The organism is Blastococcus haudaquaticus (assembly GCF_900230285.1).
GTDB classification, from domain to species: Bacteria; Actinomycetota; Actinomycetes; order Mycobacteriales; family Geodermatophilaceae; genus Blastococcus_B; species Blastococcus_B haudaquaticus.
This window is the reverse complement of record NZ_OCNK01000010.1, coordinates 1-23,134: the sequence shown is the minus strand read 5'-3', so window position 1 is coordinate 23,134 and position 23,134 is coordinate 1. Positions and strand designations below refer to the sequence as shown.

20 protein-coding genes are annotated in these 23,134 nt (G+C 73.8%); 13 read left to right on the top strand and 7 right to left on the bottom strand.

Translation table 11 applies throughout. The annotated features are described in order from the left end of the window. Complete coding sequence (locus CRP30_RS22035; RefSeq protein ID WP_097186182.1) at positions 1-1,941, bottom strand: alpha/beta hydrolase family protein; 1,941 nt, start codon at positions 1,939-1,941, stop codon at positions 1-3. Between the two features lie 88 nt (positions 1,942-2,029). Between CRP30_RS22035 and CRP30_RS22030 the strand changes: the two genes are divergently transcribed. The 3 genes from CRP30_RS22030 to pgsA are packed head-to-tail and all read left to right on the top strand — an operon-like array spanning position 2,030 to position 6,739. Continuing rightward, on the top strand, positions 2,030-4,534 hold the full coding sequence (locus CRP30_RS22030) for a DNA translocase FtsK (protein ID WP_097186181.1): 2,505 nt from the start codon (positions 2,030-2,032) through the stop codon (positions 4,532-4,534). A gap of 58 nt (positions 4,535-4,592) precedes the next feature. After that, positions 4,593-6,062, top strand: coding sequence for a MiaB/RimO family radical SAM methylthiotransferase (locus CRP30_RS22025; RefSeq protein WP_235003623.1), 1,470 nt, complete (start codon positions 4,593-4,595; stop codon positions 6,060-6,062). A 5-nt stretch (positions 6,063-6,067) separates the two neighbouring features. Beyond that, positions 6,068-6,739 carry a CDP-diacylglycerol--glycerol-3-phosphate 3-phosphatidyltransferase gene (gene pgsA, locus CRP30_RS22020; RefSeq protein WP_235003622.1) on the top strand — a complete coding sequence of 224 codons (672 nt, stop codon included), beginning with the start codon at positions 6,068-6,070 and terminating at the stop codon, positions 6,737-6,739. On the opposite strand, the gene CRP30_RS22015 is transcribed toward pgsA, so the two are convergent. Next, positions 6,736-7,458 (bottom strand): AfsR/SARP family transcriptional regulator, encoded by a 723-nt coding sequence (locus CRP30_RS22015; RefSeq protein WP_097186179.1) that lies wholly within the window; start codon positions 7,456-7,458, stop codon positions 6,736-6,738. The two genes, pgsA and CRP30_RS22015, sit on opposite strands and share 4 nt — an antisense overlap. 105 nt (positions 7,459-7,563) lie before the next feature. Here CRP30_RS22015 and CRP30_RS22010 point away from each other — a divergent pair, with 105 nt between their 5' ends. The 3 genes from CRP30_RS22010 (at position 7,564) to CRP30_RS22000 (ending at position 9,277) form a co-directional block, all read left to right on the top strand. Beyond that, entirely contained in the window at positions 7,564-8,034 is a 471-nt protein-coding gene (locus CRP30_RS22010; RefSeq protein ID WP_235003621.1) for a CinA family protein, read from the top strand. Between the two features lie 195 nt (positions 8,035-8,229). Continuing rightward, positions 8,230-8,637, top strand: coding sequence for a helix-turn-helix domain-containing protein (locus CRP30_RS22005; RefSeq protein WP_097186177.1), 408 nt, complete (start codon positions 8,230-8,232; stop codon positions 8,635-8,637). Positions 8,638-8,695: 58 nt separating this feature from the next. Then, positions 8,696-9,277: a TetR/AcrR family transcriptional regulator gene (locus CRP30_RS22000; RefSeq protein WP_235003620.1), complete on the top strand. Its 582-nt coding sequence runs from the start codon at positions 8,696-8,698 to the stop codon at positions 9,275-9,277. On the opposite strand, the gene CRP30_RS21995 is transcribed toward CRP30_RS22000, so the two are convergent. After that, a complete protein-coding gene (locus tag CRP30_RS21995) occupies positions 9,263-9,742 on the bottom strand; it encodes a GNAT family N-acetyltransferase (RefSeq protein WP_159961869.1) in 480 nt (159 codons plus the stop codon). The two genes, CRP30_RS22000 and CRP30_RS21995, sit on opposite strands and share 15 nt — an antisense overlap. After that, the gene (locus tag CRP30_RS21990; protein WP_097186175.1) at positions 9,739-10,746 is read right to left on the bottom strand and encodes a PfkB family carbohydrate kinase; all 1,008 of its coding nucleotides are present in this window, start codon (positions 10,744-10,746) and stop codon (positions 9,739-9,741) included. The genes CRP30_RS21995 and CRP30_RS21990 overlap by 4 nt, the downstream gene beginning before the upstream one ends. A 121-nt stretch (positions 10,747-10,867) precedes the next feature. On the opposite strand from CRP30_RS21990, the gene CRP30_RS21985 reads away from it, so the two are divergent. Continuing rightward, positions 10,868-11,707, top strand: coding sequence for a PspA/IM30 family protein (locus tag CRP30_RS21985; RefSeq protein WP_097186174.1), 840 nt, complete (start codon positions 10,868-10,870; stop codon positions 11,705-11,707). Between the two features lie 27 nt (positions 11,708-11,734). After that, on the top strand, positions 11,735-12,232 hold the full coding sequence (locus tag CRP30_RS21980; protein ID WP_097186173.1) for a cupin domain-containing protein: 498 nt from the start codon (positions 11,735-11,737) through the stop codon (positions 12,230-12,232). Between the two features lie 27 nt (positions 12,233-12,259). On the opposite strand, the gene CRP30_RS21975 is transcribed toward CRP30_RS21980, so the two are convergent. Next, complete coding sequence (locus CRP30_RS21975) at positions 12,260-13,114, bottom strand: DNA-formamidopyrimidine glycosylase family protein (protein ID WP_097186172.1); 855 nt, start codon at positions 13,112-13,114, stop codon at positions 12,260-12,262. 163 nt (positions 13,115-13,277) lie between these two features. Here CRP30_RS21975 and CRP30_RS21970 point away from each other — a divergent pair, with 163 nt between their 5' ends. Next, positions 13,278-13,796 carry an antibiotic biosynthesis monooxygenase gene (locus CRP30_RS21970; RefSeq protein ID WP_235003619.1) on the top strand — a complete coding sequence of 173 codons (519 nt, stop codon included), beginning with the start codon at positions 13,278-13,280 and terminating at the stop codon, positions 13,794-13,796. Between the two features lie 24 nt (positions 13,797-13,820). On the opposite strand, the gene CRP30_RS21965 is transcribed toward CRP30_RS21970, so the two are convergent. Beyond that, complete coding sequence (locus CRP30_RS21965) at positions 13,821-18,404, bottom strand: ATP-dependent helicase (RefSeq protein ID WP_097186171.1); 4,584 nt, start codon at positions 18,402-18,404, stop codon at positions 13,821-13,823. Positions 18,405-18,495: 91 nt separating this feature from the next. On the opposite strand from CRP30_RS21965, the gene CRP30_RS21960 reads away from it, so the two are divergent. The 4 genes from CRP30_RS21960 (at position 18,496) to CRP30_RS21945 (ending at position 21,985) form a co-directional block, all read left to right on the top strand. Beyond that, the gene (locus CRP30_RS21960; protein WP_235003618.1) at positions 18,496-19,785 is read left to right on the top strand and encodes an MFS transporter; all 1,290 of its coding nucleotides are present in this window, start codon (positions 18,496-18,498) and stop codon (positions 19,783-19,785) included. Positions 19,786-19,930: 145 nt separating this feature from the next. Next, positions 19,931-20,125: a DUF3046 domain-containing protein gene (locus CRP30_RS21955; protein WP_097186170.1), complete on the top strand. Its 195-nt coding sequence runs from the start codon at positions 19,931-19,933 to the stop codon at positions 20,123-20,125. Positions 20,126-20,297: 172 nt separating this feature from the next. Beyond that, the gene (recA, locus tag CRP30_RS21950) at positions 20,298-21,332 is read left to right on the top strand and encodes a recombinase RecA (protein ID WP_097186169.1); all 1,035 of its coding nucleotides are present in this window, start codon (positions 20,298-20,300) and stop codon (positions 21,330-21,332) included. Positions 21,333-21,427: 95 nt separating this feature from the next. Next, positions 21,428-21,985, top strand: coding sequence for a regulatory protein RecX (locus CRP30_RS21945; RefSeq protein ID WP_235003617.1), 558 nt, complete (start codon positions 21,428-21,430; stop codon positions 21,983-21,985). Between the two features lie 118 nt (positions 21,986-22,103). Here the strand turns inward: CRP30_RS21945 and CRP30_RS21940 are convergent. Further along, a partial coding sequence (locus CRP30_RS21940) for a cytochrome c oxidase subunit I (RefSeq protein WP_200814916.1) occupies positions 22,104-23,134 on the bottom strand: 1,031 nt, incomplete at its 5' end.

The window sequence follows — 23,134 nt, the reverse complement described above, 5'->3', positions numbered from 1 at the left end:
TCAGGAGGTGACCACCGCGATCGGCGTGATGCCCTCCTCGGCCGGCAGCTCGAAGCCCCACACCTGCGCGTAGAAGGACAGCTCGCCGTCCAGCGCCGCGCGGATGTTCGCCGCCTGCCGGAAGCCGTGCTGCTCGCCCGCGAACAGCAGGTAGCTGTGCGGCACGCCCTTCTCCCGCAGCGCCGCGACGATGGCCTCCGCCTGGTCCGGCGGCACGACCGCGTCCTCGTCGCCCTGGAAGACCGCCAGCGGGGTGTCGAGGGCGTCGACGTGGTTGATCGGCGAGCGCTCGTCGTACACCGCCCGGCCCGACGGCCACGGGGCCACGAGGCCGTCGAGGTAGCGGGACTCGAACTTGTGCGTCTCGGCGGCGAGCGCACCGAGGTCCGCGACCCCGTAGTGGCTGGCGCCGGCGGTGAAGACGCCCGGGCGCATCGTGAGCGCGGCCAGCGTCGTGTAGCCGCCGGCCGATCCGCCCCGGATCGCCATCCGCGCGGGGTCCACCCGCCCGCTGTCGGCGAGGAAGCGCGCGCACGCGACGACGTCGTCCAGGTCGACCACGCCCCAACGGCCCTGCAGTGCGTCGCGATACCGGCGTCCGTAGCCCACGGACCCGCGGTAGTCGACGTCGGCGACGCAGAAGCCGCGCGACGTCCAGTACTGGACGTCCAGGTTCAGCACCGGGACCGCGGCCGCCGTCGGACCGCCGTGCACGACGACGAGCAGCGGCGGGAGCCCGCCGTCCGGGGTCGTCGCCTCCGGATTCGTGGGCGGGTAGACGAGCGCGTGCGCCTCCGCGATCCCGGTGCCGGCGTCCTCGGTGGGGAAGGTGACGTGCTCCGGCGCCGAGAACCAGCCCGGGTCCAGGCCGAGGTCGCGCGCCGGCCGCAGGATCTCCGGCTCCCCGCCGTCGACGTCGACCCGCAGCACGACCGGCTCGCTCGACGGGCTCCCCGCCACGCAGACCACCGAGGTGCCCTGCGCCGTCACGTACCGGAACGTCGCGTACGGGACGTCGAGCTCCCGCACGCTCCCGTCCGCCTCCAGGACGGCGAGCCGGTCGGCGCCCGCCCGGCCGTACGCGAAGGCGACCCGGCCGTCCGCGAGCAGCGCGAAGCGACTCGCCCCGAACACCCACTGCGGGCCGGCGATGTCGCTGCCCACGTCGACGACGAGTTCGGCCTGCTCGTGCGGCCGCTTCCGGTACAGCGACCAGAAGTTCGTCCGGTCGCTGAACCACCACAGCGCCAGGTCCTCGCCCCACGTCGGCTGGACGACCGACTCCCCGGGGCCGCCGGCGAGCACGTGCTCCGTGCCGTCGGCGGCCCGGACGACCAGCTGGGCGGCGTCCCAGGGCATGTGGGGGTGGTCCCACCGCAGCCAGGACAGCGTTGCGCCGTCCGGCGCGAGGCGTGGGTCGGAGACGAAGTCGGGGCCGGAGACCAGGACCTCGGTGCCCTCCGCCGTGATCCGCACGATCTCGTTGACCACGTCGGCCGCGCCGCCGGCGGCCGGATGGGTCTCCCGGACGGCGAGCACGCCGGCCGGGGTGACACGGAGGTCGGCGTGCCGGACTCCCGACGGCACCTCCGGTTCGGGGGTCACGGGCGAGGGGGACTCGCTGCCGGCGTCCAGCCGGTACAGCCGCTGGTCCGAGAACTCGGTGAACCAGAGCGTCCCGTCCGACACCGTCCAGGCGCCGCCGCCGTACTCGTGGACGCGGGTGCGCGCGTTCCAGGGCGGGGGGAGCACGTCGGTGACCGTGCCGTCGGCCGACCGCCGCACGATCACCGACCGGCCCTGCTCGCTCGGCCGTGACTCCGACCACCAGACGTCGGTCCCGTCGACCACCACCTCGCCCAGTCGGGCCGCCGCGCGCACGACGAGTGCGGAGGTGATCGGGGTGGGCCATCCGCCGTGGGGGAGGGGGGTGGAAACCATGCCTGTGACGTTAGGGCCCCGACGGCGGGAGGGGACACGTACTCCCACCTGCCCGAAACGAGCCGGGAAGGCGATTACCGTCCGACGCATGCCTGCCCGCACCACGCCGACGCGTCGACCGTCGGGGTCTTCCCCGAGATCCCGCGCCGGTTCCGGTTCGACGGCTGCGAGCAAGAAGCGGCCGCCCGCCAAGCGGGGCTCGACGGCCAACCGCCGTCCGGCCGCGAAGAAGAAGAACTCGTCCGGTCTCTGGGGCGTCGTCTCCGGGAGCTGGAACCTGCTCGCCCGTGGCGCCGGGGGTCTCGCGCGGTCGGTCGCCCGCCCGGAGGAGGCCGAATCGCTGGCCCCCGAGCACCGGCGTGACGGCGTCGGCCTGGCGGTGCTCGGTCTCGCCGTCGTCCTCGGCGCCGCCGCCTGGAGCAACGGCATCGGCCCGGTCGGTGAGGCGCTGACGACGGGTGTCCGCTGGATCGTCGGCGCCCTCGTCGTCGTCCTGCCCGTGGTGCTGTTCTTCGCCGCCCTGCGGCTGCTGCGCAGCGGCCCGCACCCCGAGGCCCGGGGGCGGCTGGTGATCGGCTGGCTCTGCACGGTGGCCTCGGTGCTCGGCATCGCCCAGATCGTCGGCACGCCGGGCGATCCCAAGGCCGGCGTCCCCGGCTCGGGCGGGTTGATCGGCTGGGCCGTCGGGATGCCGCTGGCGGCAGGTGTCGGCACGGCCGTGGCCGTCGTCCTCTTCGTCCTGGTCGCGTTCTTCGGCGTCCTGGTCATCACCGCGACCCCCGTCCACCAGATCCCGCAGCGCTTCAGCGACCTCGGTGACTGGCTGCTCGGCCGCGGCGACGAGTACGACGACGACGAGGACTACGAGGACGACGAGCCGGAGGACGAAGAGCTCGCGCCCAAGGGGCGGCGCTTCGGCCGCAAGGCACTGTCCGAGGACCTGCTCACGACGGGCCCGATCGACACCGGTGCGCTCGACGCGGCCGCCGACGCGGTGGTCGTCGGCGAGCCGGAGCCCGTGCAGCTGCGCCGGCCGATCATCGACCGGACCGCCCCACCGGAGGACCTGCCGCCGATCGACGAGCCGGTGCAGCTGGCGATCCAGCCCGTACAGGGCGACTACACGCTGCCGCCGCTGAGCGTGCTGCGTCCGGGCACCCCGCCGAAGGCCTCCTCCAAGGCCAACGACGTGGTCACGGAGGCCATCCGGGGAGTCCTGACCCAGTTCACCATCGACGCCGACGTCACCGGCTTCACCCGGGGCCCGACGGTCACCCGCTACGAGGTCGAGCTGGGCAACGCGGTCAAGGTCGAGAAGATCACCGCGCTGACCAAGAACATCGCCTACGCCGTCGCCAACGACAACATCCGGATCCTGGCGCCCATCCCGGGCAAGTCCGCCGTGGGCATCGAGGTGCCCAATGCCGACCGCGAGACCGTCAGCCTGGGCGACGTCATGCGGTCACGGGAGGCCCGGCAGGACCCGCATCCGATGCTGGTCGGCCTGGGCAAGGACATCGAGGGCGGCTTCGTCTGCGCCAATCTCGCGAAGATGCCGCACCTCCTGGTCGCCGGTGCGACCGGTGCCGGCAAGTCCAGCTGCATCAACTCGCTGCTGACCTCGCTGCTGCTGCGCGCCTCCCCGGAGCAGCTGCGGATGATCCTCATCGACCCGAAGATGGTCGAGCTGACGCCCTACGACGGCATCCCGCACCTGATCACGCCGATCATCACCGACCCGAAGAAGGCCGCCACCGCGCTGGCCTGGCTGGTCGAGGAGATGGAGCAGCGCTACCAGGACATGCGCTCCACCGGCGTCCGGCACATCGACGACTTCAACCGCAAGGTGGAGAAGGGCGAGATCAGCACGCCGCCGGGCAGCGAGCGGGTCTACCAGCCCTACCCCTACATCCTCGCGATCGTCGACGAGCTCGCCGACCTCATGATGGTCGCGCCGCGCGACGTCGAGGAATCGATCGTGCGGATCACCCAGAAGGCACGCGCCGCCGGCATCCACCTCGTGCTCGCCACGCAGCGGCCCTCCGTCGACGTGGTCACCGGCCTGATCAAGGCCAACGTCCCGTCGCGGCTGGCGTTCTCCACCTCGAGCCTCACCGACAGCCGGGTCATCCTCGACCAGCCGGGCGCGGAGAAGCTCATCGGCATGGGTGACGCGCTCTTCCTGCCCATCGGCGCCGGCAAGCCGATGCGCGTCCAGGGCGCCTACGTCTCGGACACCGAGATCGAGGCGGTCGTCGAGTTCACCAAGCGCCAGGCCGAGCCCGAGTACCGGGAAGAGGTCTTCACCGCCGCGGCCGGCGAGAAGAAGGAGATCGACGAGGACATCGGGAGCGACCTCGACCTGCTCGTGCAGGCCGTCGAGCTCATCGTCACCAGCCAGTTCGGGTCGACGTCGATGCTGCAGCGCAAGCTCCGCGTCGGCTTCGCGAAGGCGGGCCGGCTCATGGACCTCATGGAGAGCCGCGGCATCGTCGGGCCCTCCGAGGGGTCGAAGGCACGAGACGTGCTCATCAAGCCCGACGAGCTCGAGGCCACGTTGTTCACCCTCCGGGGTGGCGGCGGCGGCGCCTGAGACCGCCGCCACGGCCTTCCCGCCGGGCACGGCCCGTAGGGCCGACTACGATGGGGCGGTGACAGCTCTGCCCCGCCCCGCCCAGACCTCAGGGTCCGATCCTCGTGGGCGGACGGTGGCGGTGGTGACCCTCGGCTGCGCCCGCAACGAGGTGGACTCCGAGGAGCTCGCCGGGCGGCTGGCCGCCGAGGGCTACGAACTCGTCGACGACGCCGAGGGTGCCGACGCCGTCCTGGTGAACACCTGTGGCTTCATCGAGACGGCGAAGAAGGACTCCGTCGACGCGATCCTGGCGGCGACCGACTCGGGCGCGTCCGTCGTCGCGGTCGGTTGCATGGCAGAGCGGTACGGCTCGGAGCTGGCGGGCGCGCTGCCCGAGGCGACCGTGCTCGGCTTCGACGACTACGGCACCATCGGCGACCGGCTGGACGACGTGCTCGAAGGCCGCCCGCTGGTCCCGCACACCCCGCGCGACCGCCGGACTCTGCTGCCGATCAGCCCGGTGCAGCGGACGGCCGCCACGGCGGCAGCGGACGCGCCGTCGATCCCCGGCCACGACTGGCTGCGCCGCAAGCGCCTGGCGTCGGGCCCGACGGCCGCGCTGAAGCTGGCGTCGGGATGCGACCGGCGCTGCTCCTTCTGCGCCATCCCGACCTTCCGCGGGGCGTTCGTGTCGCGGCCGCCGGCCGAGGTGCTCGGCGAGGCGCAGTGGCTGGCCGCCCAGGGCGTCACCGAGCTGGTCCTCGTGAGCGAGAACTCCACCTCCTACGGCAAGGACCTCGGCGACCTCCGCTCGCTGGAGAAGCTGCTGCCGCAGCTGGCCGCCGTCGAAGGCATCGTCCGCGTGCGCGTGGCCTACCTGCAGCCGGCCGAACTGCGCCCGGGTCTGCTGGAGATCATCGCCGCGTCCGACCGGGTTGCGCCGTACTTCGACCTGTCCTTCCAGCACTCCTCGCCGACGCTGCTGCGCCGGATGCGCCGGTTCGGCGGCACCGACGACTTCCTCGGCCTCATCGAGCGGGCGCGGTCGCTCGCCCCCACGGCCGGCTTCCGCACCAACGTCATCCTCGGTTTCCCCGGTGAGACCGAGGCCGACGTCGCCGAGCTCGAGCGCTTCCTCGTCGAGGGCCGTCTGGACGCCGTCGGCGTGTTCGGCTACTCCGACGAGGAGGGCACCGAGGCCATCACCCTCGACGGGAAGCTGGACCAGGCCGAGATCGACGCGCGCGTCCGGCGGATCACCGACCTCGTCGAGGAGCTCACGGCGCAGCGCGCCGAGGACCGGATCGGGGAGCGCGTCGAGGTGCTGCTGACCGAGGACCTCTCCGCCGAGGAGGGGCCCGGGGTCTGGGCAGGTCACGCCGCCCACCAGGATCCCGACGCGGACGGGACGACGACGGTCGTCGGTGTGCCCGATGACGCCCTCGCGGGGCGGCTCGTGTCCGCCGAGGTCGTGGGCACCGAGGGCATCGACCTCGTCGCCCGCGTTCTGGAGCCGGCGTTCGCCAGTGGCCCGGTCGGGCGGTGACCGCGGTGACCGACGTCGCCCCTGACCCGGCAGCCACCCCACCGTCGTCGGTCAAGCTCGTCAACCTGCCCAACGCACTGACCGTCCTGCGGCTGGCGATGGTGCCGGTGTTCGCCGTCCTCCTGCTCCACGACGGCGGCCTCGACGACAGCGACCGCTACTGGGCGGCCCTGGTCTTCGTCCTCGCCATCATCACCGACCGCTACGACGGGATGATCGCGCGCCGGACCGGCCAGGTCACCGAGTTCGGCAAGCTGGCCGACCCCATCGCCGACAAGGCGCTGATCGGCACCGCCCTGGTCGGGCTCTCGGTGCTCGGGCTGCTGCCCTGGTGGGTGACCGTGGTGATCCTGGTGCGTGAGGTCGGCGTGACGGTCCTGCGCTTCTGGGTCATCCGGCACGGCGTGATCGCCGCGAGCCGCGGGGGCAAGGCGAAGACGGTCGTCCAGTCCCTCGCGATCGGCCTGTACATCGTGCCGCTGACCGGCCTGCCGGCGACCGGCCGCTGGTGGATCATGGCCGCGGCGCTCGCGCTGACCGTGCTCACGGGCCTGGACTACGTCTACCGGGCGCTGACGCTGCGCCGGACCAGCGCGCGGGCCATGCGCGCCGCCGCGGCCCGCCGCGCGGCGGGTCCGAGCGGGGCCAGCGGCGCCCGCACCGACACCGCGGCCTAGCGCCGACGGGGCGCCGTCGCGACCGCGGTGAGCTCCGGGCTCGGCTCGATCCCGATCTCCCGGCGCAGGATGCGCCGGAACGCGTCGAACTGCTGCCGCGCGACCGCCCAGTTCCCGGCCGCCTGGTGGGCCTCGATGAGCGCGAGCTGGCCACTCTCGCGCAGCGGCTCCGCCTGCACCGCGAGGTGGACCGCCTCCACCGCGGCCGACGGGCGCCCGGACCGCCGGAGCAGCAGGCTGAGCTCCTCCAGCGCGTGCACCCGGCGCAGGTGCAGGCGTTCGCGGACGACCAGCACCCAGTCCTCGTACCAGCCCGGCAGGAGCTCCAGCTCGGCGATCGGGCCCGGGGCGACGGCGAGGTCCTCGGGCGTGGCGCGCCCGGAGACGATGCGGGTTGCCCAGGCCTCGAGACGGGCGACGTCGACCTCCACGCCCCGGCGCAGCGCGAGAGACGACGGCTCCGCGTGGACCAGCGGGCAGCTCACCTGCTGCAGCCGCCACAGCGCCGAACGCAGGTTGCCGGCAGCCCGGCCGTCGTCGACGGTGGGCCACAGGACGCCTGCCGCGCTGCGACGGTCGACGCCCCCGGGGTGCAGGGCGAGGTAGGCGAGCAGGCGATGGCTGCCCGGAGGCAGGGCCATCCGGCGGCCGCCGTAGTGCAGCGAGAGGCCACCGACGAGGCGGACCAGGGGGGTCTCGGGGTCCGTGTCTTCGTACATGCCGGCGCCTCCCAGGTGGGCGCTCGGGCCTCCGGCGGGATGCCCGAGCCGCACTCTAGAGAGGAGGTCGACCGGCAGGAAGGTACAGCTGCGCGAGGATGGGGCGTGACCGATCCCGCCGCCGTCCGTCTCCACGCCGCCCTCCTCGCCCGGGCGGAGACGGTCGCCGCCGCCGAGTCCCTGACCGCGGGGCTGTTCTGCGCCACCCTGGCCGCCGTGCCCGGCGTCAGCGCCACCCTCCGGGGTGGCGTGGTGGTCTACGCGACGGACCTCAAGACGGCGCTGGCGGGCGTCCCGGCCGGCCTGCTGGACCGGCACGGCCCGGTCAGCCCGGACACCGCCGCCGCACTCGCGGACGGCGTCCGCGACCGGTGCGGGGCCACGTGGGGGGTCGGGTTGACGGGCGTCGCGGGCCCGGACCCCGTCGACGGCCACGCGCCCGGTCGGGTCTACCTCGGCATCGGGGACGGCCGCCGGACCGACGTGCACGAGCTCGACCTGACCGGCGACCGGTCCGCTGTCCGGTCCGCCGCGGTGGACGCGGCCATGGAGGCGCTGCTCGCCCGCCTGGCCTGAGGGCTCGCCCCCGGACCGGCACCCCGCGCGCCCGGCCCGACACCGGGAACGCCCGGACGGGGGACGGCGTTACGCCATCAGCGGACGCACGCCGGTCGGCCCGGCTCCGACGGCTGGCGCCGCGTACCGTGAGCGCACGGCACCCCGCTCCACCAGGGCGCCGCCGCTTCCCCGCTCGCAGGACAGGAGACGGCCATGACGCTGCTGCGCACCCAGCTCGGGAACACCCTGCGCGGCCACCGGCTGAGTCAGCGCCGCACGCTGCGCGACGTCTCCGGGGCTGCCCGGGTCAGCCTCGGCTACCTCTCGGAGGTGGAGCGCGGCCAGAAGGAAGCATCGTCGGAGCTGCTCGCCTCCATCTGCGACGCCCTCGATGTCGAGCTCGCCGACCTCCTCGCCGAGGTCAGCCTGGAGCTGCGGGTCGCCGGCGGCGGCGCCGTCCGGCCGCTCGCGCCCACCACCGACGTGCCGGCCGCCGAGGCGGAGCCCGCTGCCGAGCAGCCGGCGGTCGCCCAGCCGGTCGCCGAGCCGGCGCTGGCCCTCGTCGGGGCCCCCGCCCGGTCGGCCCTGCGGCGTGGCGAGGCCGTCTCGCTCGCCGCCTGACCGGGGCGACACGCCCGTCGTCCTTGACGAACCCGCAGGTCGGTGCGAGACAGGACCCATGTCGCTCGCCGGACCGTCCGCGTGGCGGGGCCCGGTGCACCACCCGGGCTCGCACACCCGCAGCGGCAACGCGATGGGGCGCACCCGGCTCGGTCTCCTCGACGGAGCCGCCCGGGCCTTCGCGGAGCAGGGGCTGCGGCGCAGCACCATGCAGTCCATCGCGACCGCGGCAGGCGTCGCCAAGGCGACCCTCTACAACCACTTCCGGACCAAGGACGACGTGGTGGCCGCCGTCCTCGCCGCCGAGCTGGACCGGCTGACCTTCCTCGCGGCCGGACTGCCGCTCGACCGCGCGCTCGCGGCGCTCTCCGACGAGCTCGGCGGCCACCCCGTGCTCCGGCGGCTGGCCGTGGCCGAGCCCGACGTCCTCGCCGGTCTGCTCGGCGCGGATGCTCCGCGGTGGGGCGAGGTCACCGGGCGCCTGGCCGAGGCGCTCTCGGTCGAGCCCGACAGCGCCGAGCTCGCGGCGCGGTGGCTGGTCGGCGTCGTCCTCCAGCCCGGCCGGTCGACGACGCGGCACCGGCACGCGGCCCTGCTGGCCGGTCTCCTGGCCTCGGGCGGGTGGTCAGCCGAGGGCTAGGAACCGGGTCAGGACCACCCGGTCCGCTCCCGGACCGGCATGGTCCCGCGACAGGTGGGCGCCGGCCCCCAGCGCGGTGTGGAAGGCGAGCGCCGCGGCGTCGTCGGGGCGGACGACGGTCTGGACGACGCGGGCGCCGGTGCTGGTCGCCAGCCCGTCGAACCAGCCGCACAGCTGCCGGCCCAGCGAGGTCCCCCGGTGGTCGTCGCGCACCGCCAGCAGGTGGAGGTGCGCCAGCCGGTCCGCGGTCACGGCTCCGAGCACGTACCCGACGTCCTCGCCCGTGCTGCTCCGCGCCAGCGCGCCGAAGCCCCCGAACTGGTGGAACCACACCGGGTCGTGCAGCGCCCGCGTTTCGACGTCCCAGAAGCGGTCGTGGGCGTCGAGCAGGCGCGCCCGGACCGTCGTCGCCGACAGCTCCGCGAAGCCGACGACGGAGATGCCGCCGTCCCCGGCGGTGGTCACCGCTTCGCGGCCTCGAGTTCGGCGCGGGTGGGCGGGTCGGCGCCCACCCGGGTGCAGTTCAGGGCGGCCACCAGCGCGGCGTCGTCGACCAGGGCGAGGAGCGCGTCGTCGGGGAGGGCCTCCAGGGCCGCCCGCGTCGTGACGCCGGCGCCGAGCAGCCCGGTGAGCAGCCCGGCCGCCAGCGAGTCACCCGCCCCGACGGTGTCGACGACGGTCACCACCGGCGGCTCGCGGTGCAGGACCGGCCGCCCCGGCCGGGCGATCCGCAGGGGGTCCCCGCCGTCGGTGAGCAGCACGAGGGCCGGCCCGCGGTCGGCCCACTCCGCTGCGGCGGCGTCGAGGTCGGCCGGGTCCTCGAGCCACGCGAGATCCTCGGCGCTGACCTTCACCAGGTCGGCCTGCGCCACGAGCCGGTCGAGCCGCGACCGGACGACGGGCCCGCTGTTGCCGAGGACGCCCCCGACCGGACCGTCGGCGAGCATCGGCCGGATGTTCGGGTCGACGCTGATCAGCGTGCCCCCGTCGGCGTGCAGGCGCTCGACCAGGCGGGCGATGGCGTCGGCCCCCGGAGCGGTCCAGCTGGAGATCGATCCCACGTGCAGCGCGCCGGTGCAGGCGGGCAGGACGCGCGCGAGCTCGTCATCGGTCCACTGCCAGTCGGCGGCACCGAGGACGTGGAAGCCGTAGTCCGGAGAGCCGTCGGGACCGAGCCCGACGACGGCCAGGCTCACCGACTCCTCGGCTTCGACGAACCCGGCCGTGTCGACGCCGGAGAGCTCGGCGTGCCGGCGCAGGTTGACCGCGAGGGGACCGGTGCCCAGGCGCGCCATCAGGCGGACGGAAGCGCCCAGCCGGCCCGCCGCGACGGCCACGTTGAGGGCGTTGCCGCCGGGCCGTGCGACGTACTGCGGGGCCGTCCCCTCGGGTCCGGACCCGGCGTCGGGAACGGGGAGGAGATCGACCACCAGCTCGCCCAGCACGGCCAGGACAGGGGTCTCGGACACGGAGGAACCCTAGCCGCGGGAGGGAACTGTCCGCCCGCGTTGGCTTCGACCCCGCATCACCTGGGACGATGGCAGCGACGCGCACCACCGGGCCGGCCGCTGCGCCGGAGCAGGAGGACCCATGCCCAATCCGTTCGTGAAGCTGTGGAAGTACCTCACGGCGTCGGCCAACGCCCAGATCGACCAGCGGGCCGACCCGAAGATCCAGATCGCGCAGGCGATCGAGGCGGAGCAGCAGCGGCACCAGCAGCTGGCCAACCAGGCGGCCGCCGTCCTCGGCAACCAGCGCCAGCTGGAGATGCGGCTGTCCCGCCAGCTCGGCGAGGTGGAGAAGCTGCAGGCGTCCGCCCGTCAGGCGCTGGTGCTCGCCGACAAGACCCGCGGCTCGGGCGACGCGAGCAAGGCGACCGAGTACGAGAACGCCGCCCAGGCCTTCGCCACGCAGCTGGTCGCGGCCGAGCAGTCGATGGAGGACCTCAAGCGCAGTCACGACGAGGCGCTGCAGGCAGCCGAGCAGGCGCGCGGCGCCGTCGAGCAGAGCCGCATGCGGCTGCAGACGACCCTGGCCGAGCGCACCAAGCTGATGTCCCAGCTCGAGCAGGCGAAGATGCAGGAGCACGTCGCCGCGTCGATGAAGCAGGTCAACGAGCTCTCGGCGCCGGGCAACACGCCCAGCCTGTCCGAGGTGCGCGACAAGATCGAGGCGCGGTACGCGAACGCGCTGGGGCAGGCGGAGCTGGCGCAGGGCTCGGTCGAGGGCCGGATGCTGGAGGTACAGAAGGCGACGCTCGACGTCGCCGGTGCCTCGCGGCTGGACCAGATCCGTGCCTCCATGGGCGGCGCCCCGGCGGTCGAGAGCGGCCAGCCGGCGCAGGCGATCGAGCAGGGCGCTCCTGCGGTGCCGCAGGCGACCGGCGAGCAGCGCGAGGCCCAGCCGGCCGAGCGTCCCGAGCAGGCCTGATCGCGGGCCCGGGCCGGGGAGACGTCGGTGTCCGGTCCGGGCTACCCGCCTGATCGCTACACCGGTTCCGCCGGCGAGGTGACCGCGGCACTCCGGCGCGCCGACGCCCCCGCCGACCTCGCCCTCGGCTCGGGCGGGGCCGCGCACTACCTCGCGACCGGTGCGACCACCGGTGGCGCGTTCGGTCTCTACCGGTGGGAGATGGGACCGGCGGCGACGGGGCCGGGTCCGCACTTCCACCGGGGCATCACCGAGTCGTTCTACGTGCTGGACGGCACCGTCCGGCTGTACGACGGCGAGCGCTGGATCGACGGGAAGGCGGGAGACTTCCTGCACGTGCCCGAGGGGGGAGTCCACGGCTTCCGCAACGAATCCGGGGAACCGGCGTCGATGCTGCTGCTGTTCACCCCCGGCGCGCCCCGCGAGGAGTACTTCGAGACCCTCGCCGACGCGGCCCGCCGCGACGCGATGACGCCCGAGGACTGGACGGAGTTCTTCCTCCGCCACGACACCTTCTGGGTCTGACGCCCCCGTCCGGGGCTCGTCGGCGGGTCAGCGGTAGAGCGTCACCGGCTGCGGGTGGTCCGGCTCCCCGGTACGCGCCTGCGGATCGATCGGCGACCGCGCGGCCTGGCACCGGGGGCACCACCAGGTGACGCGCTCCTGCGTCGTGGGGCCCTGCTCGCCGAGGAGGATCGGGGTCCGGCAGCGGCGACAGGGTCTGCCCTTCCGTCCGGCGACCCAGTGGTCCTGGCCGCGACGGGTGTCGCCCGTGGTGCTCTGCTCGGGATGGTCGCGATTGGCCAGCATCAGGGTGCGCGCCCGCTCGACCAGTTGGACGAGGTTCGGGACGTCGCCGACGCGCGCCCACGGATGGACGCCGGCCAAGAACAGCGACTCGACCTTGTAGAGGTTGCCGATCCCGGCCAGGTTGCGCTGGTCGAGGATGGCCACGCCGATCTGCTCGTCGGGGTGCGCGCGAAGCCGGCGCAGCGCCTCGTCCAGGTCCCAGTCCGGTCCGAGGACGTCGGGGCCGAGGTGGCCGACCAGCCGGTCCTCGTCGGCCGTGGGGACGATGTCGACGTCGTGCAGCCGGTAACCCACGCACTCCCACTCATCGGTGGCCAGCACCACCCGGACGTCGTACCCGGGCCCGCCGCGCCACTTCGTGCCGGGCCGGTAGATGTGCCAGCTGCCGTCCATGCGGAAGTGCGTGCGCAGGGTGCGGTCGTCGGCCAGCCGGATGAGCAGGTGCTTGCCGCGCGGGATCACTTCGCGGACCGTGCTGCCGGTCAGGTCGAGGGCGGCCAACTGGGGGAGGCGGAACTCGCCGCGTCGCAGCGTGGCGCCGGCGAGCGCGGTGTTCATCCGCTGGGCCGCCAGCCAGACGGTGTCTCCCTCGGGCACGTCCCCAGTGTCCCTGCCCCGGAACGACCCTGCTCACATGGTGTGAGACCTCCGACAACCGGGATGACGGTCAGCGTCCCGGGCGCTGCACAGGTCCGTGAGCGTCCCTCTGCGTCTGCGCGCCCGGTTCAGCAGTGACCCGTCCGCTCCGCACGCGGAACCGGTGACCGTCACGGTCGCCCGGGTGGTGCGTCCGGACCGGCGGGAAGCCTTCGAGCGCTGGGCCGAGAACGTCCTGGAGCTGGCATCACGCTTTCCCGGCAACCTCGGTGCCAGCCTGCTGCGCCCCGGCCCCGGCAGCTCCGAGTACCACCTGGTCTACCGCTTCGAGGACGATGAGTCGCTGGCCGCGTGGGAGCGTTCGTCGGAGCGGCGTTCGGCGCTGGCGCACGTCGAGGACATGGTCGACGACGCGAGGTACGCCCGCGTGGACGGGCTCGAGAGCTTCTTCACGCGCCCTGCCCGCCCCGGTCCGCGGTGGCGGCTGACCGTGCTGACCATCGCCGTGGTCTTCGCGATCACCTCGCTGTTCCAGCTGCTGGTCACCCCGCACCTGCAGGGCTGGCCGGTCGAGGCCCGCCTGCTGCTGTCGGCGACGGTCGTGGTGCTGCTGCTCGGCCACGTGGCCATGCCGCTGCTCACCCGGTGGCTATCCCGGTGGTTGCGGCCCTCCCGCGACTGATCCTCGATCGTCGGCGTCCCGTCCTCACGCGCGTAGCCGCAGGCCCCGAGGCGTAGCGGCGAACCCGGCCGCCTGCAGCGCCGCGGAGAGTGGCGTCGACTCGTGCACCGAGGCGCCGTCGGCCTTCTGCACGACCATGCGGCCCAGCGCGCCGGCCGCGACCGCCCCGGAGAGCGCGGTGGCGGCCTCCTTGAGCACCTGCTCCTCCTCCGTCCAGGACAGCAGCGTCTTGCCGCCCCGCTCGACGTAGAGGACCAGGTTGCCGTCCACCAGGACGACCAGCGCTCCGGCCTTCCGCCCGGCGCGGTGCCCGGACGGCTTGCGGGCCGCTGCGGTGCCCTCGCCGAGGTCGACGGCGTCCGGGTCGCCCGGGCCCTGACGCTCGGGCCAGGGCAGGGCCGCGCCGTAGACGTTGGCCGGGTCGGTCGCCGCGAGGACGACGGCGCCGCCGGGCACGCGGTCGGGCGAGGCGAAGGTGCGCAGCCGGTCGATGGATCCCGGGGTCCCGAACTGGGCCGCCCCCAGAGTCTCGACGAAGTAGCCGCGGCGGGCCCGGCCGTTCTCCTCGAAGGCGCGCAGCACCGGATAGACGGCGGAGAAGCCGCCCGGCACCTGCTCGGCCATGACGGCGCCGCGCGTCAGGACGCCGTGGCGTTCCAGCAGTGCCTCGGCGCGCGCCGTCGTCCGGCGGGTGCCGTTGGCCTCGCGGTCGGGCAGTCGTGACCAGCGGCCGGCCACCGTCGGCGGACCGGTGCGGGTCGGCATCGCCGGCCGGCCGAGACGGGCCCGGCCGGCCCGTCCGCGGTCGATCCGGGCCCGCGGGGCCTGCGGCTTGCTGCGGTGCGTGCCGCCGCCTCCCAGGCGGGTGCGCAGGGGCGCGAGGGTGTCGTTGGTGAGGACACCCGCCCAGACGAGGTCCCAGACGAGGTCGGCCATCGCCGTGTCGTCGGTGGCGCCGACCAGGTCGGAGAGGCCGCGGAAGAACAGGGCCTGACCGCCGGCGAGCTGCTCGAGCACGGGTGCGCCCCCGTCGGGGACGTCCAGCGGTTCGGGCAGCAGCAACGGCGCCAGATCGGCGGGGACGAGGCTGATCCAGCCGTCGCCGCCGGGGAGCCCACCCGCTCCCGCCCACAGGACCTCACCGGCGCTGGTCAGCTCGTCGAGCATGGCGGGGGAGTAGTCACGGACCCGGGACGGCAGGACCAGCGACTCGAGCGCACTCGCGGGCACGAGTGCCCCGGCGAGCTGCTCCACCACGGCGAGGACGCCGTCGGCTCCGCGCAGCCGGCCGCCGACGCCCTGCCAGGACGGGGTGAACCGCGCCAGCGTCCCGATCGGGACCGGCTCGACCTCCTGGCGCAGCTTGGCCAGGCTGCGGCGGCGGATGGAGCGGAGCACCTCGGCGTCGCACCACTCCTGTCCGCTGCCGCCGGGGCGGAACTCGCCGGTGACCAGGCGACCGGTGCCGGTGAGCCGCTGCAGGGTCGCGGTGACCACGGCGACGCCCAGGCCGAGGCGGGTGGCGGTCTCCGCCGGCTGGAACGGCCCGTGGGTGCGGGCGAATCGCCCCACGAGGTCGCCGAGCGGATCGGCGACCGGCTCGGTGAAGACCTCCGGCACGCCGACGGGCAGCGCGGTCCCGAGGGCGTCGCGGAGTCGTCCGGCGTCCTCGATGGCGACGTAGCGTTCCTCGCCGGCGATGCGGACCTGCAGGACCCGCCGGGAGGCCACCAGCTCGTCCAGCCACTCCTGCGGGACCCCCCGGGCGGCGGCCTCGGTGGCGGTGAGGTCACCGACCCCGCGCAGCAGGTCGGAGGCGCCGTCGATGTCGCGCGGATGGCGCTGGGCGGGCAGCCGCTGCAGCTCCGCCTCGATCTCGGCCATGGCCTCGCCGTCGAGCAGCTCGCGCAGCTCCGTCCGGCCCATCAGCTCGGCGAGCAGCCCGGTGTCGAGGGCCAGCGCCTGGGCCCGGCGTTCGGCCAGCGGCGCGTCACCCTCGTAGAGGAACTGGCCCACGTAACCGAACAGCAGCGACTGGGCGAAGGGGGAGGCCGAGTCGGTCTGCACGTCGACGACGCGGACCTTCCGCGACCGCACGTCGCTCATAAGCTCGACCAGTCCGGGGACGTCGTAGACGTCCTGCAGGACCTCGCGGGCGGCTTCCAGGGTGATCGGGAAGGAGGCGAACTCGCTCGCCACCGACAGCAGCTGGGCCGCCCGCTGGCGCTGCTGCCACAACGGCGTGCGGCGGCGGGGGTCGCGGCGGGGCAGGAGCAGCGCCCGGGCGGCGCACTCGCGGAACCGGCTGGCGAACAGCGCCGACGTGCCGACCTCCGCGGTCACCTCGCGCTCCACGTCGTCGGGGTCGAGGACGGCGAGGTCGGCCTCCGGGGGCTCACCGGTCGTGTCGGGCAGGCGCAGCACGATGCCGTCGTCTGAATGCATGGACGCGACGTCGACGCCGTACCGCTCGCGGAGCCTCGACGCGAGCACCAGTGCCCACGGGGCGTTGACCTGAGCGCCGAAGGGCGAGTGCACGACCAGTCGCCAGTCGCCGAGCTCGTCGCGGAACCGCTCGACCAGCAGGGTGCGGTCGTCGGGCAGGTGTCGGGTCGCCGCCTTCTGCTCGGCGAGGTAGGTCTGCAGGTTCGCGGCACCCCACTCGTCCAGACCGGCGGCCCGGGCACGCTCCAGCCCGGCTTCGGGCGTCGCCGACCCCACCTCGCGCAGGAAGGCGCCGAGCGCCCGGCCCAGCTCCAGCGGGCGGCCGGGGGCGTCGCCGTGCCAGAACGGCATCTTGCCCGGCTGCCCGGGTGCGGGGGTGACCAGCACGCGGTCGTGGGTGATGTCCTCGATGCGCCACGAGGAGGAGCCGAGCAGGAAGACGTCCCCGACCCGCGACTCGTAGACCATCTCCTCGTCGAGCTCGCCGACCCGGCGCCCACCGGTGCCCTCGGCGCCCACGATGAAGACGCCGAAGAGCCCACGGTCGGGGATGGTGCCGCCGCTGGTCACCGCCAGCCGTTGGGCGCCCGCCCGGGCCGTCAGGGTGTCGGTGACCCGGTCCCAGGTGAGCCGGGGCCGCAGCTCGGCGAAGGCGTCGGAGGGATACCGCCCGGCCAGCATGTCGAGGACCGCGTGCAGCGCGGAGTCGGGCAGGGAGGAGAACGCGGCCGACCGCCGCAGCAGCGCCGCGACCTCGGCGACGGTGCGGGGGCGCTCGGACACCATCGCCACGATCTGCTGGGCGAGGACGTCGAGCGGGTTGCGCAGGTATCGGATGGACTCGATGGCGCCGGACTTCATGCGCTCGGCGACCAACGCGCACTGGACCAGGTCGCCGCGGTACTTGGGGAAGAGGACGCCGCGGCTGACGGCGCCCACCTGGTGGCCGGCCCGGCCGACGCGCTGCAGTCCGCTGGCGACCGTCGGGGGCGACTCGACCTGCACGACGAGGTCGACGGCGCCCATGTCGATGCCCAGCTCGAGGCTCGAGGTGGCCACCACGGCCGGGAGCCGCCCGGACTTGAGCGCCTCCTCGACGATGGCGCGCTGCTCCCGGGACACCGATCCGTGGTGCGCCGCGGCCACCGGCTGGATGCCCTCGGGCACGCCGCCGCCCGAGCCCGCCTGGGCCATGAGGGCGGCGGCATTGGTGCCGGGCGGCACGGGCTCCCCGGTGGCCCGCTCGTAGGCCAGCTCGTTCAGCCGGCTGGTCAGCCGCTCCGCCAGGCGGCGCGAGTTGGCGAAGACGATCGTGCTGCGGTGGGCCTGGACCAGGTCGAGCACGCGCTCCTCGACCGCGGGCCAGATGGACGTGCGTGGCTGGTTCCCGGCGGCCGACCCCTCCAGCTCGCCGGTCGGCTGGCCCAGCTCGCTCATGTCCTCGACCGGGACGACGACCGAGAGGTCCCACTCCTTGGTCGACGGCGGGGACACGATCTGCACCGGCCGCCCACCCGCGAGGTACGTCGCGACCTCCTCGATCGGGCGCACGGTCGCCGACAGCCCGATGCGCTGGGCGGGGCGATCCAGCAGCTCGTCGAGCCGATCGAGGGAGACCGCGAGATGGGCGCCGCGCTTGGTGTCGGCGACCGCATGGACCTCGTCGACGATCACCGTCTCGACGCCGCGCAGCGCCTCCCGCGCCGAGCTCGTGAGCAGCAGGAACAGCGACTCGGGGGTGGTGATCAGGATGTCGGTCGGGCGGCGGGTGAACGCGCGCCGTTCGTCGGCCGGGGTGTCGCCGGAGCGGATGCCGACGCGGATCTCCGGACGTTCCAGCCCCAGCCGGGCGGCGGCCTGCCCGATGCCGGCCAGCGGCGCACGCAGGTTGCGCTCGACGTCGACGGCGAGGGCCTTCAACGGGGAGACGTAGAGGACCCGGCAGCGCAGCTGTTCCTCGGCCGGCGGGGGAGTGGCGGCCAGCCGGTCCAGCGACCACAGGAACGCCGCCAGCGTCTTGCCCGACCCGGTGGGTGCGACCACGAGGGCGTGCTCGCCGCTGCTGATCGCCTCCCACGCGCCCTCCTGCGCGGTGGTGGGGCGGACGAAGGCACCGGTGAACCAGGCGCGGGTGGCCTCGGAGAACCGGTCGAGAGCGGACACGCGACCAGTGTCCCCGTGGGGTACGACAGTTCGCCCGTGCCGACAGCGGAACCGCCCGTCCGTGCACGGCCCCGTCGGGCAGACTCCCCCCGTGCCCCAGAGCCCCGAGACGCGGACGGTCGCCACCGGCATCGACCTGATCGCCGTCCAGCGACGGACCGTCGCCGTGCTCAGCGGCGGCGTCGCGCTCGCCGGGCTGGGCGTCACCGTGGGCATCACGGTCGGCGGACTGCTGGCCCGGGACGTCGCCGGTACCGACACCGCGGCCGGCATCGGGCAGACCGCGGGCGTGCTCGGGGCGGCCGTGATCGCCGTCCCGCTGGCCCGCCTCAGCGACCGGGCCGGACGTCGTGCGGGCCTGGCCGCGGGGTACGGCATCGCCGTGCTGGGCGCGGTGGTGACCGTCGTGGCCGCCCGGCTGTCCTCGCTGCCGCTGCTCGTCGCGGGGCTCTTCGCCTTCGGCGCCGCCACCGCCTGCGGGCTGCAGGCCCGCTACGCCGCGGCCGACCTCGCGACGCCGGCCCGACGCGGCCGGGACCTCTCGCTGGTGGTCTGGGCGACCACCGTGGGCTCCGTCCTGGGGCCGAACCTGGCCGGTCCGGGAGCCGACCTGGGGCGTGCGCTGGGCCTGCCGGCCCTCGGTGGCGGCTTCGCAGTGTCGGCGATCGTGTTCGCCCTCGTCGCCGGAGCGCTCCTCGTCCTGCTGCGGCCTGATCCGCTCCTGCTCGCCCGAGGGCTCGGGGGTGGGGGCGACGGGCCACGGCCGCGTCGCGCCACGGGGGTCGCGGTGCGCGCGGTCTGGGCGTCCCCGCCCGGACGTCTCGGGCTCACCGCCGTGATCGTCGCGCACTCGGTGATGGTCGGCGTCATGGTCATGACCCCGGTGCACATGGGGCACGCGGGCGCCTCGGACGGCGCGACCCTGCGCGTGATCGGGCTGGTCATCAGCGTGCACGTGGCCGGGATGTACCTCTTCTCGCCGCTGGTCGGGATGCTCGCCGACCGTGCGGGACGCCGGGCCACCGTCGCGGTGGGCGGCGTCCTCCTGCTCGCGGCGGCCGCGCTGGCCGGCACCGCGGCGCCGGGCGCCGCCGTCCAGCTCGGCGCGGGTCTGCTGCTCCTGGGGCTGGGGTGGTCGTGCGGCCTGATCGCGGGGTCGACGCTGGTCACCGAGTCCGTCGGTGCGGATCTGCGGCCGACCGCCCAGGGCGGCACGGATCTGCTGATGGGGCTCGGCGCGGCGCTGGCCGGGGTGGTCGGCGGCCCGTTGCTCACCCTGGGCGGGTTCGGGCTGGTCGCCGCGGTCTCGGCGGCGCTGGTGCTGCCGCTGGCGATCGTGTGGGTCGCGGGCGCGAGGGTCAGCGGTCGCGGAAGTTCTTGATCATCAGGACGAGGGCGACCAGCAGCGCCAGGGCGATGGCGATCTGCAGGACGAGGTCCCAGCCGTCCGATCCGGTGCCGGGGATCATGCCGACAGCCTAGGTGCGGTCGGGCACGTCGATCCGTGGACGCGTTAGCGTCGGGGCGTGCGACTGCAGGAGTTCTGGTCCCGGCTCGACCGCCAGTTCGGCGCGATGCGCGCCCAGAGCGTCGCCCGCGACCACGTGTTCTCCACCCTCGGCGGGCGCACCGCCGTCGATGCGATCGACGCCGGCCTGCCGGTGCGCAAGGTCTGGCTGGCGATCTGCGAGGTGTACGAGGTGCCGCCGAAGGAGCGCTGACCGCCGCGACGAGAAGGCGGCGTGTCGTCCTGGCGATCGAACAGGTGTTCGTCCTACAGTGGCGTCCACAGGCAGGACCGCTCTCCACAGATCCGCCGGGGCCCCGGAATTGTCGGACCCCCGCCCTAGCGTCGAACCCGACAACTTCCCCAGAACTTCGAAGGTGGCCACCATGGCAACGCTCGACCGCGACAAGGCCCTCGACATGGCCCTCGCCCAGATCGACAAGCAGTTCGGCAAGGGCTCGGTCATGCGCCTGGGCGACAGCCCCGAGGTGGCCATGAAGGTCATCCCGACCGGCTCGATCGCCCTCGACATCGCTCTGGGCATCGGTGGCCTGCCACGCGGCCGGGTCGTCGAGGTCTACGGCCCGGAGTCCTCCGGTAAGACGACGGTCGCCCTGCACGCGGTGGCCAACGCCCAGGCCGCCGGCGGCATCGCCGCGTTCGTCGACGCCGAGCACGCGCTCGACCCGGAGTACGCCCGCGCCATCGGGGTGGACACCGACGCGCTGCTGGTCAGCCAGCCCGACACGGGGGAGCAGGCGCTCGAGATCGCCGACATGCTGATCCGCTCGGGCGCGCTCGACATCATCGTCATCGACTCCGTCGCCGCCCTGGTGCCCCGTGCCGAGATCGAGGGCGAGATGGGTGACAGCCACGTCGGTCTGCAGGCCCGCCTCATGAGCCAGGCGCTGCGCAAGATCACCGGTGCGCTCAGCAACTCCGGGACGACGGCGATCTTCATCAACCAGCTGCGCGAGAAGGTGGGCGTCGTCTACGGCTCGCCCGAGGTCACCACCGGTGGCCGTGCGCTGAAGTTCTACTCCTCGGTCCGTCTCGACGTCCGCCGCATCGAGACCCTGAAGCAGGGCACCGACGCCGTCGGCAGCCGCACCCGGGTCAAGGTCGTCAAGAACAAGGTGGCAGCCCCGTTCAAGCAGGCGGAGCTCGACATCTTGTGGGGTCAGGGCTTCAGCCGCGAGGGCGGGCTCATCGACGTCGGCGTCGAGCAGGGCTTCGTCAAGAAGTCCGGCGCCTGGTACACGTACGAGGGTGACCAGCTCGGCCAGGGCAAGGAGAACTCGCGCAACTTCCTGAAGGACAACCCCGACCTCGCCGACGAGCTCGAGAAGAAGATCAAGGAGAAGCTCGGGATCGGGCCGCAGCTCGACACCCCGGTCGACGCCGCACCCGCCGACTTCTGAGCCGCCAGGTGTCCAGTTTCTCCTCGACCCGTCGACGCGGGTCCGGCTTCGGGCCGGGCGCGCGCCGGTCGGCGGCCCGAAGCCTCGACGATCCCGTGAACCCGGACGTCGAGCACGAGACGCCGGAGGAGATGAAGGACCCCGAGTCGGTGGCCCGCGGGATCTGTCTGCGTGCCCTCACCGGGGCACCGAAGACGAGGCAGCAGCTGGCCGATCTTCTGGCAGATCGAGGCGTCCCCGACGACGCCGCGGAGACGGTGCTGGACCGGTTCACCGAGGTCGGGCTGATCGACGACGCTGCCTTCTCCCGTGCATGGGTCAGCTCCCGGCAGTCGGGCCGCGGGCTCGCTCGACGAGCGCTGAGCCAGGAGCTGCGCGCCAAGGGGGTCGACCCCGAGGTGGCGGCCGAGGCTGTCGGAGAGGTCGACGACGAGGACGAGCGGGCTTCCGCCCGCCGGCTGGTGGAGCGGCGGGCCGGCGCGATGCGTCGGCTCGACCGCGCCACGGCCACCCGGCGCCTGATGGGCATGCTCGCCCGCAAGGGCTACAACGGCGGCCTGGCTGCGGCCGTCATCCGCGAGGTGCTCGACGACGCCGACGATGCGGCTGTCGACGGGCTCGACGATCTCGACGTGGACAGCCAGCTCCCCTGAGCTGACGGCGGTATGGCCGCCGCCTCCCGGGCGGCCACCCGGAGCCCATCGCGACGTGGCCGCCCCCGGGACCCCCGCCCGGAGGCCGAGAGGACGAGCGACCCCCGGGATTCCTCGGTCAGGTGGGGTCGGGGTCCCTCGGGCCCTGGCGGGGTCCCGACTCGCCGGGAGCCATGTCGTCCGCGTACGGCCCGTGCCCCTTGCCGGCGTGAGCTTCCACCTGGAGCCGCTCGAGCAGGTGGGGGTAGTGGGCCTCGAACGCCGGCCGCTCCGAGCGGATCTTCGGGATCTCGACGAAGTTGTGCCGCGGCGGCGGCGAGGACGTCGCCCACTCCAGCGAGTTCCCGTGGCCCCACGGGTCGTCGCGAAGCGCCAGCTCGCCGTACTTCCAGGACTTCACCACGTTGTAGATGAACGGGATCACCGAGGCACCGAGGATGAACGAACCGATGGTGGAGACCATGTTCAGCGCGGTGAAGGAATCCGTCGGCAGGTAGTCCACGTAGCGCCGCGGCATCCCCTCGTTGCCCAGCCAGTGCTGCACCAGGAACGTGGTGTGGAAGCCGATGAACGTCAGCCAGAACTGCAGCTTGCCCAGCCGCTCGTCCATCATCCGGCCGCACATCTTCGGGAACCAGAAGTAGATGCCGGCGTAGGCGGCGAACACCACCGTGCCGAAGACGACGTAGTGGAAGTGCGCCACGACGAAGTAGCTGTCGTTCACGTGCCAGTCCAGGGGCGGGCTGGCCAGCAGCACGCCGGTCAGGCCGCCCAGCAGGAAGGTGACCATGAAGCCGATCGAGAACAGCATCGGCGTCTCGAAGGTCATCTGGCCCCGCCACATGGTGCCGAGCCAGTTGAAGAACTTCAGGCCGGTGGGCACCGCGATCAGGTACGTCAGGAACGCGAAGAACGGCAGCAGCACCGCGCCGGTGGCGTACATGTGGTGCGCCCACACCGCCAGCGAGAGGAAGCCGATCGCCATCGTCGCCCCCACCATCCCCTTGTAGCCGAACAGCGGCTTGCGGGCGAAGACCGGGATCACCTCGGTAACGATGCCGAAGAACGGCAGCGCGATGATGTAGACCTCGGGGTGGCCGAAGAACCAGAACAGGTGCTGCCACAGCATCGGCCCGCCGTTCTCATCGG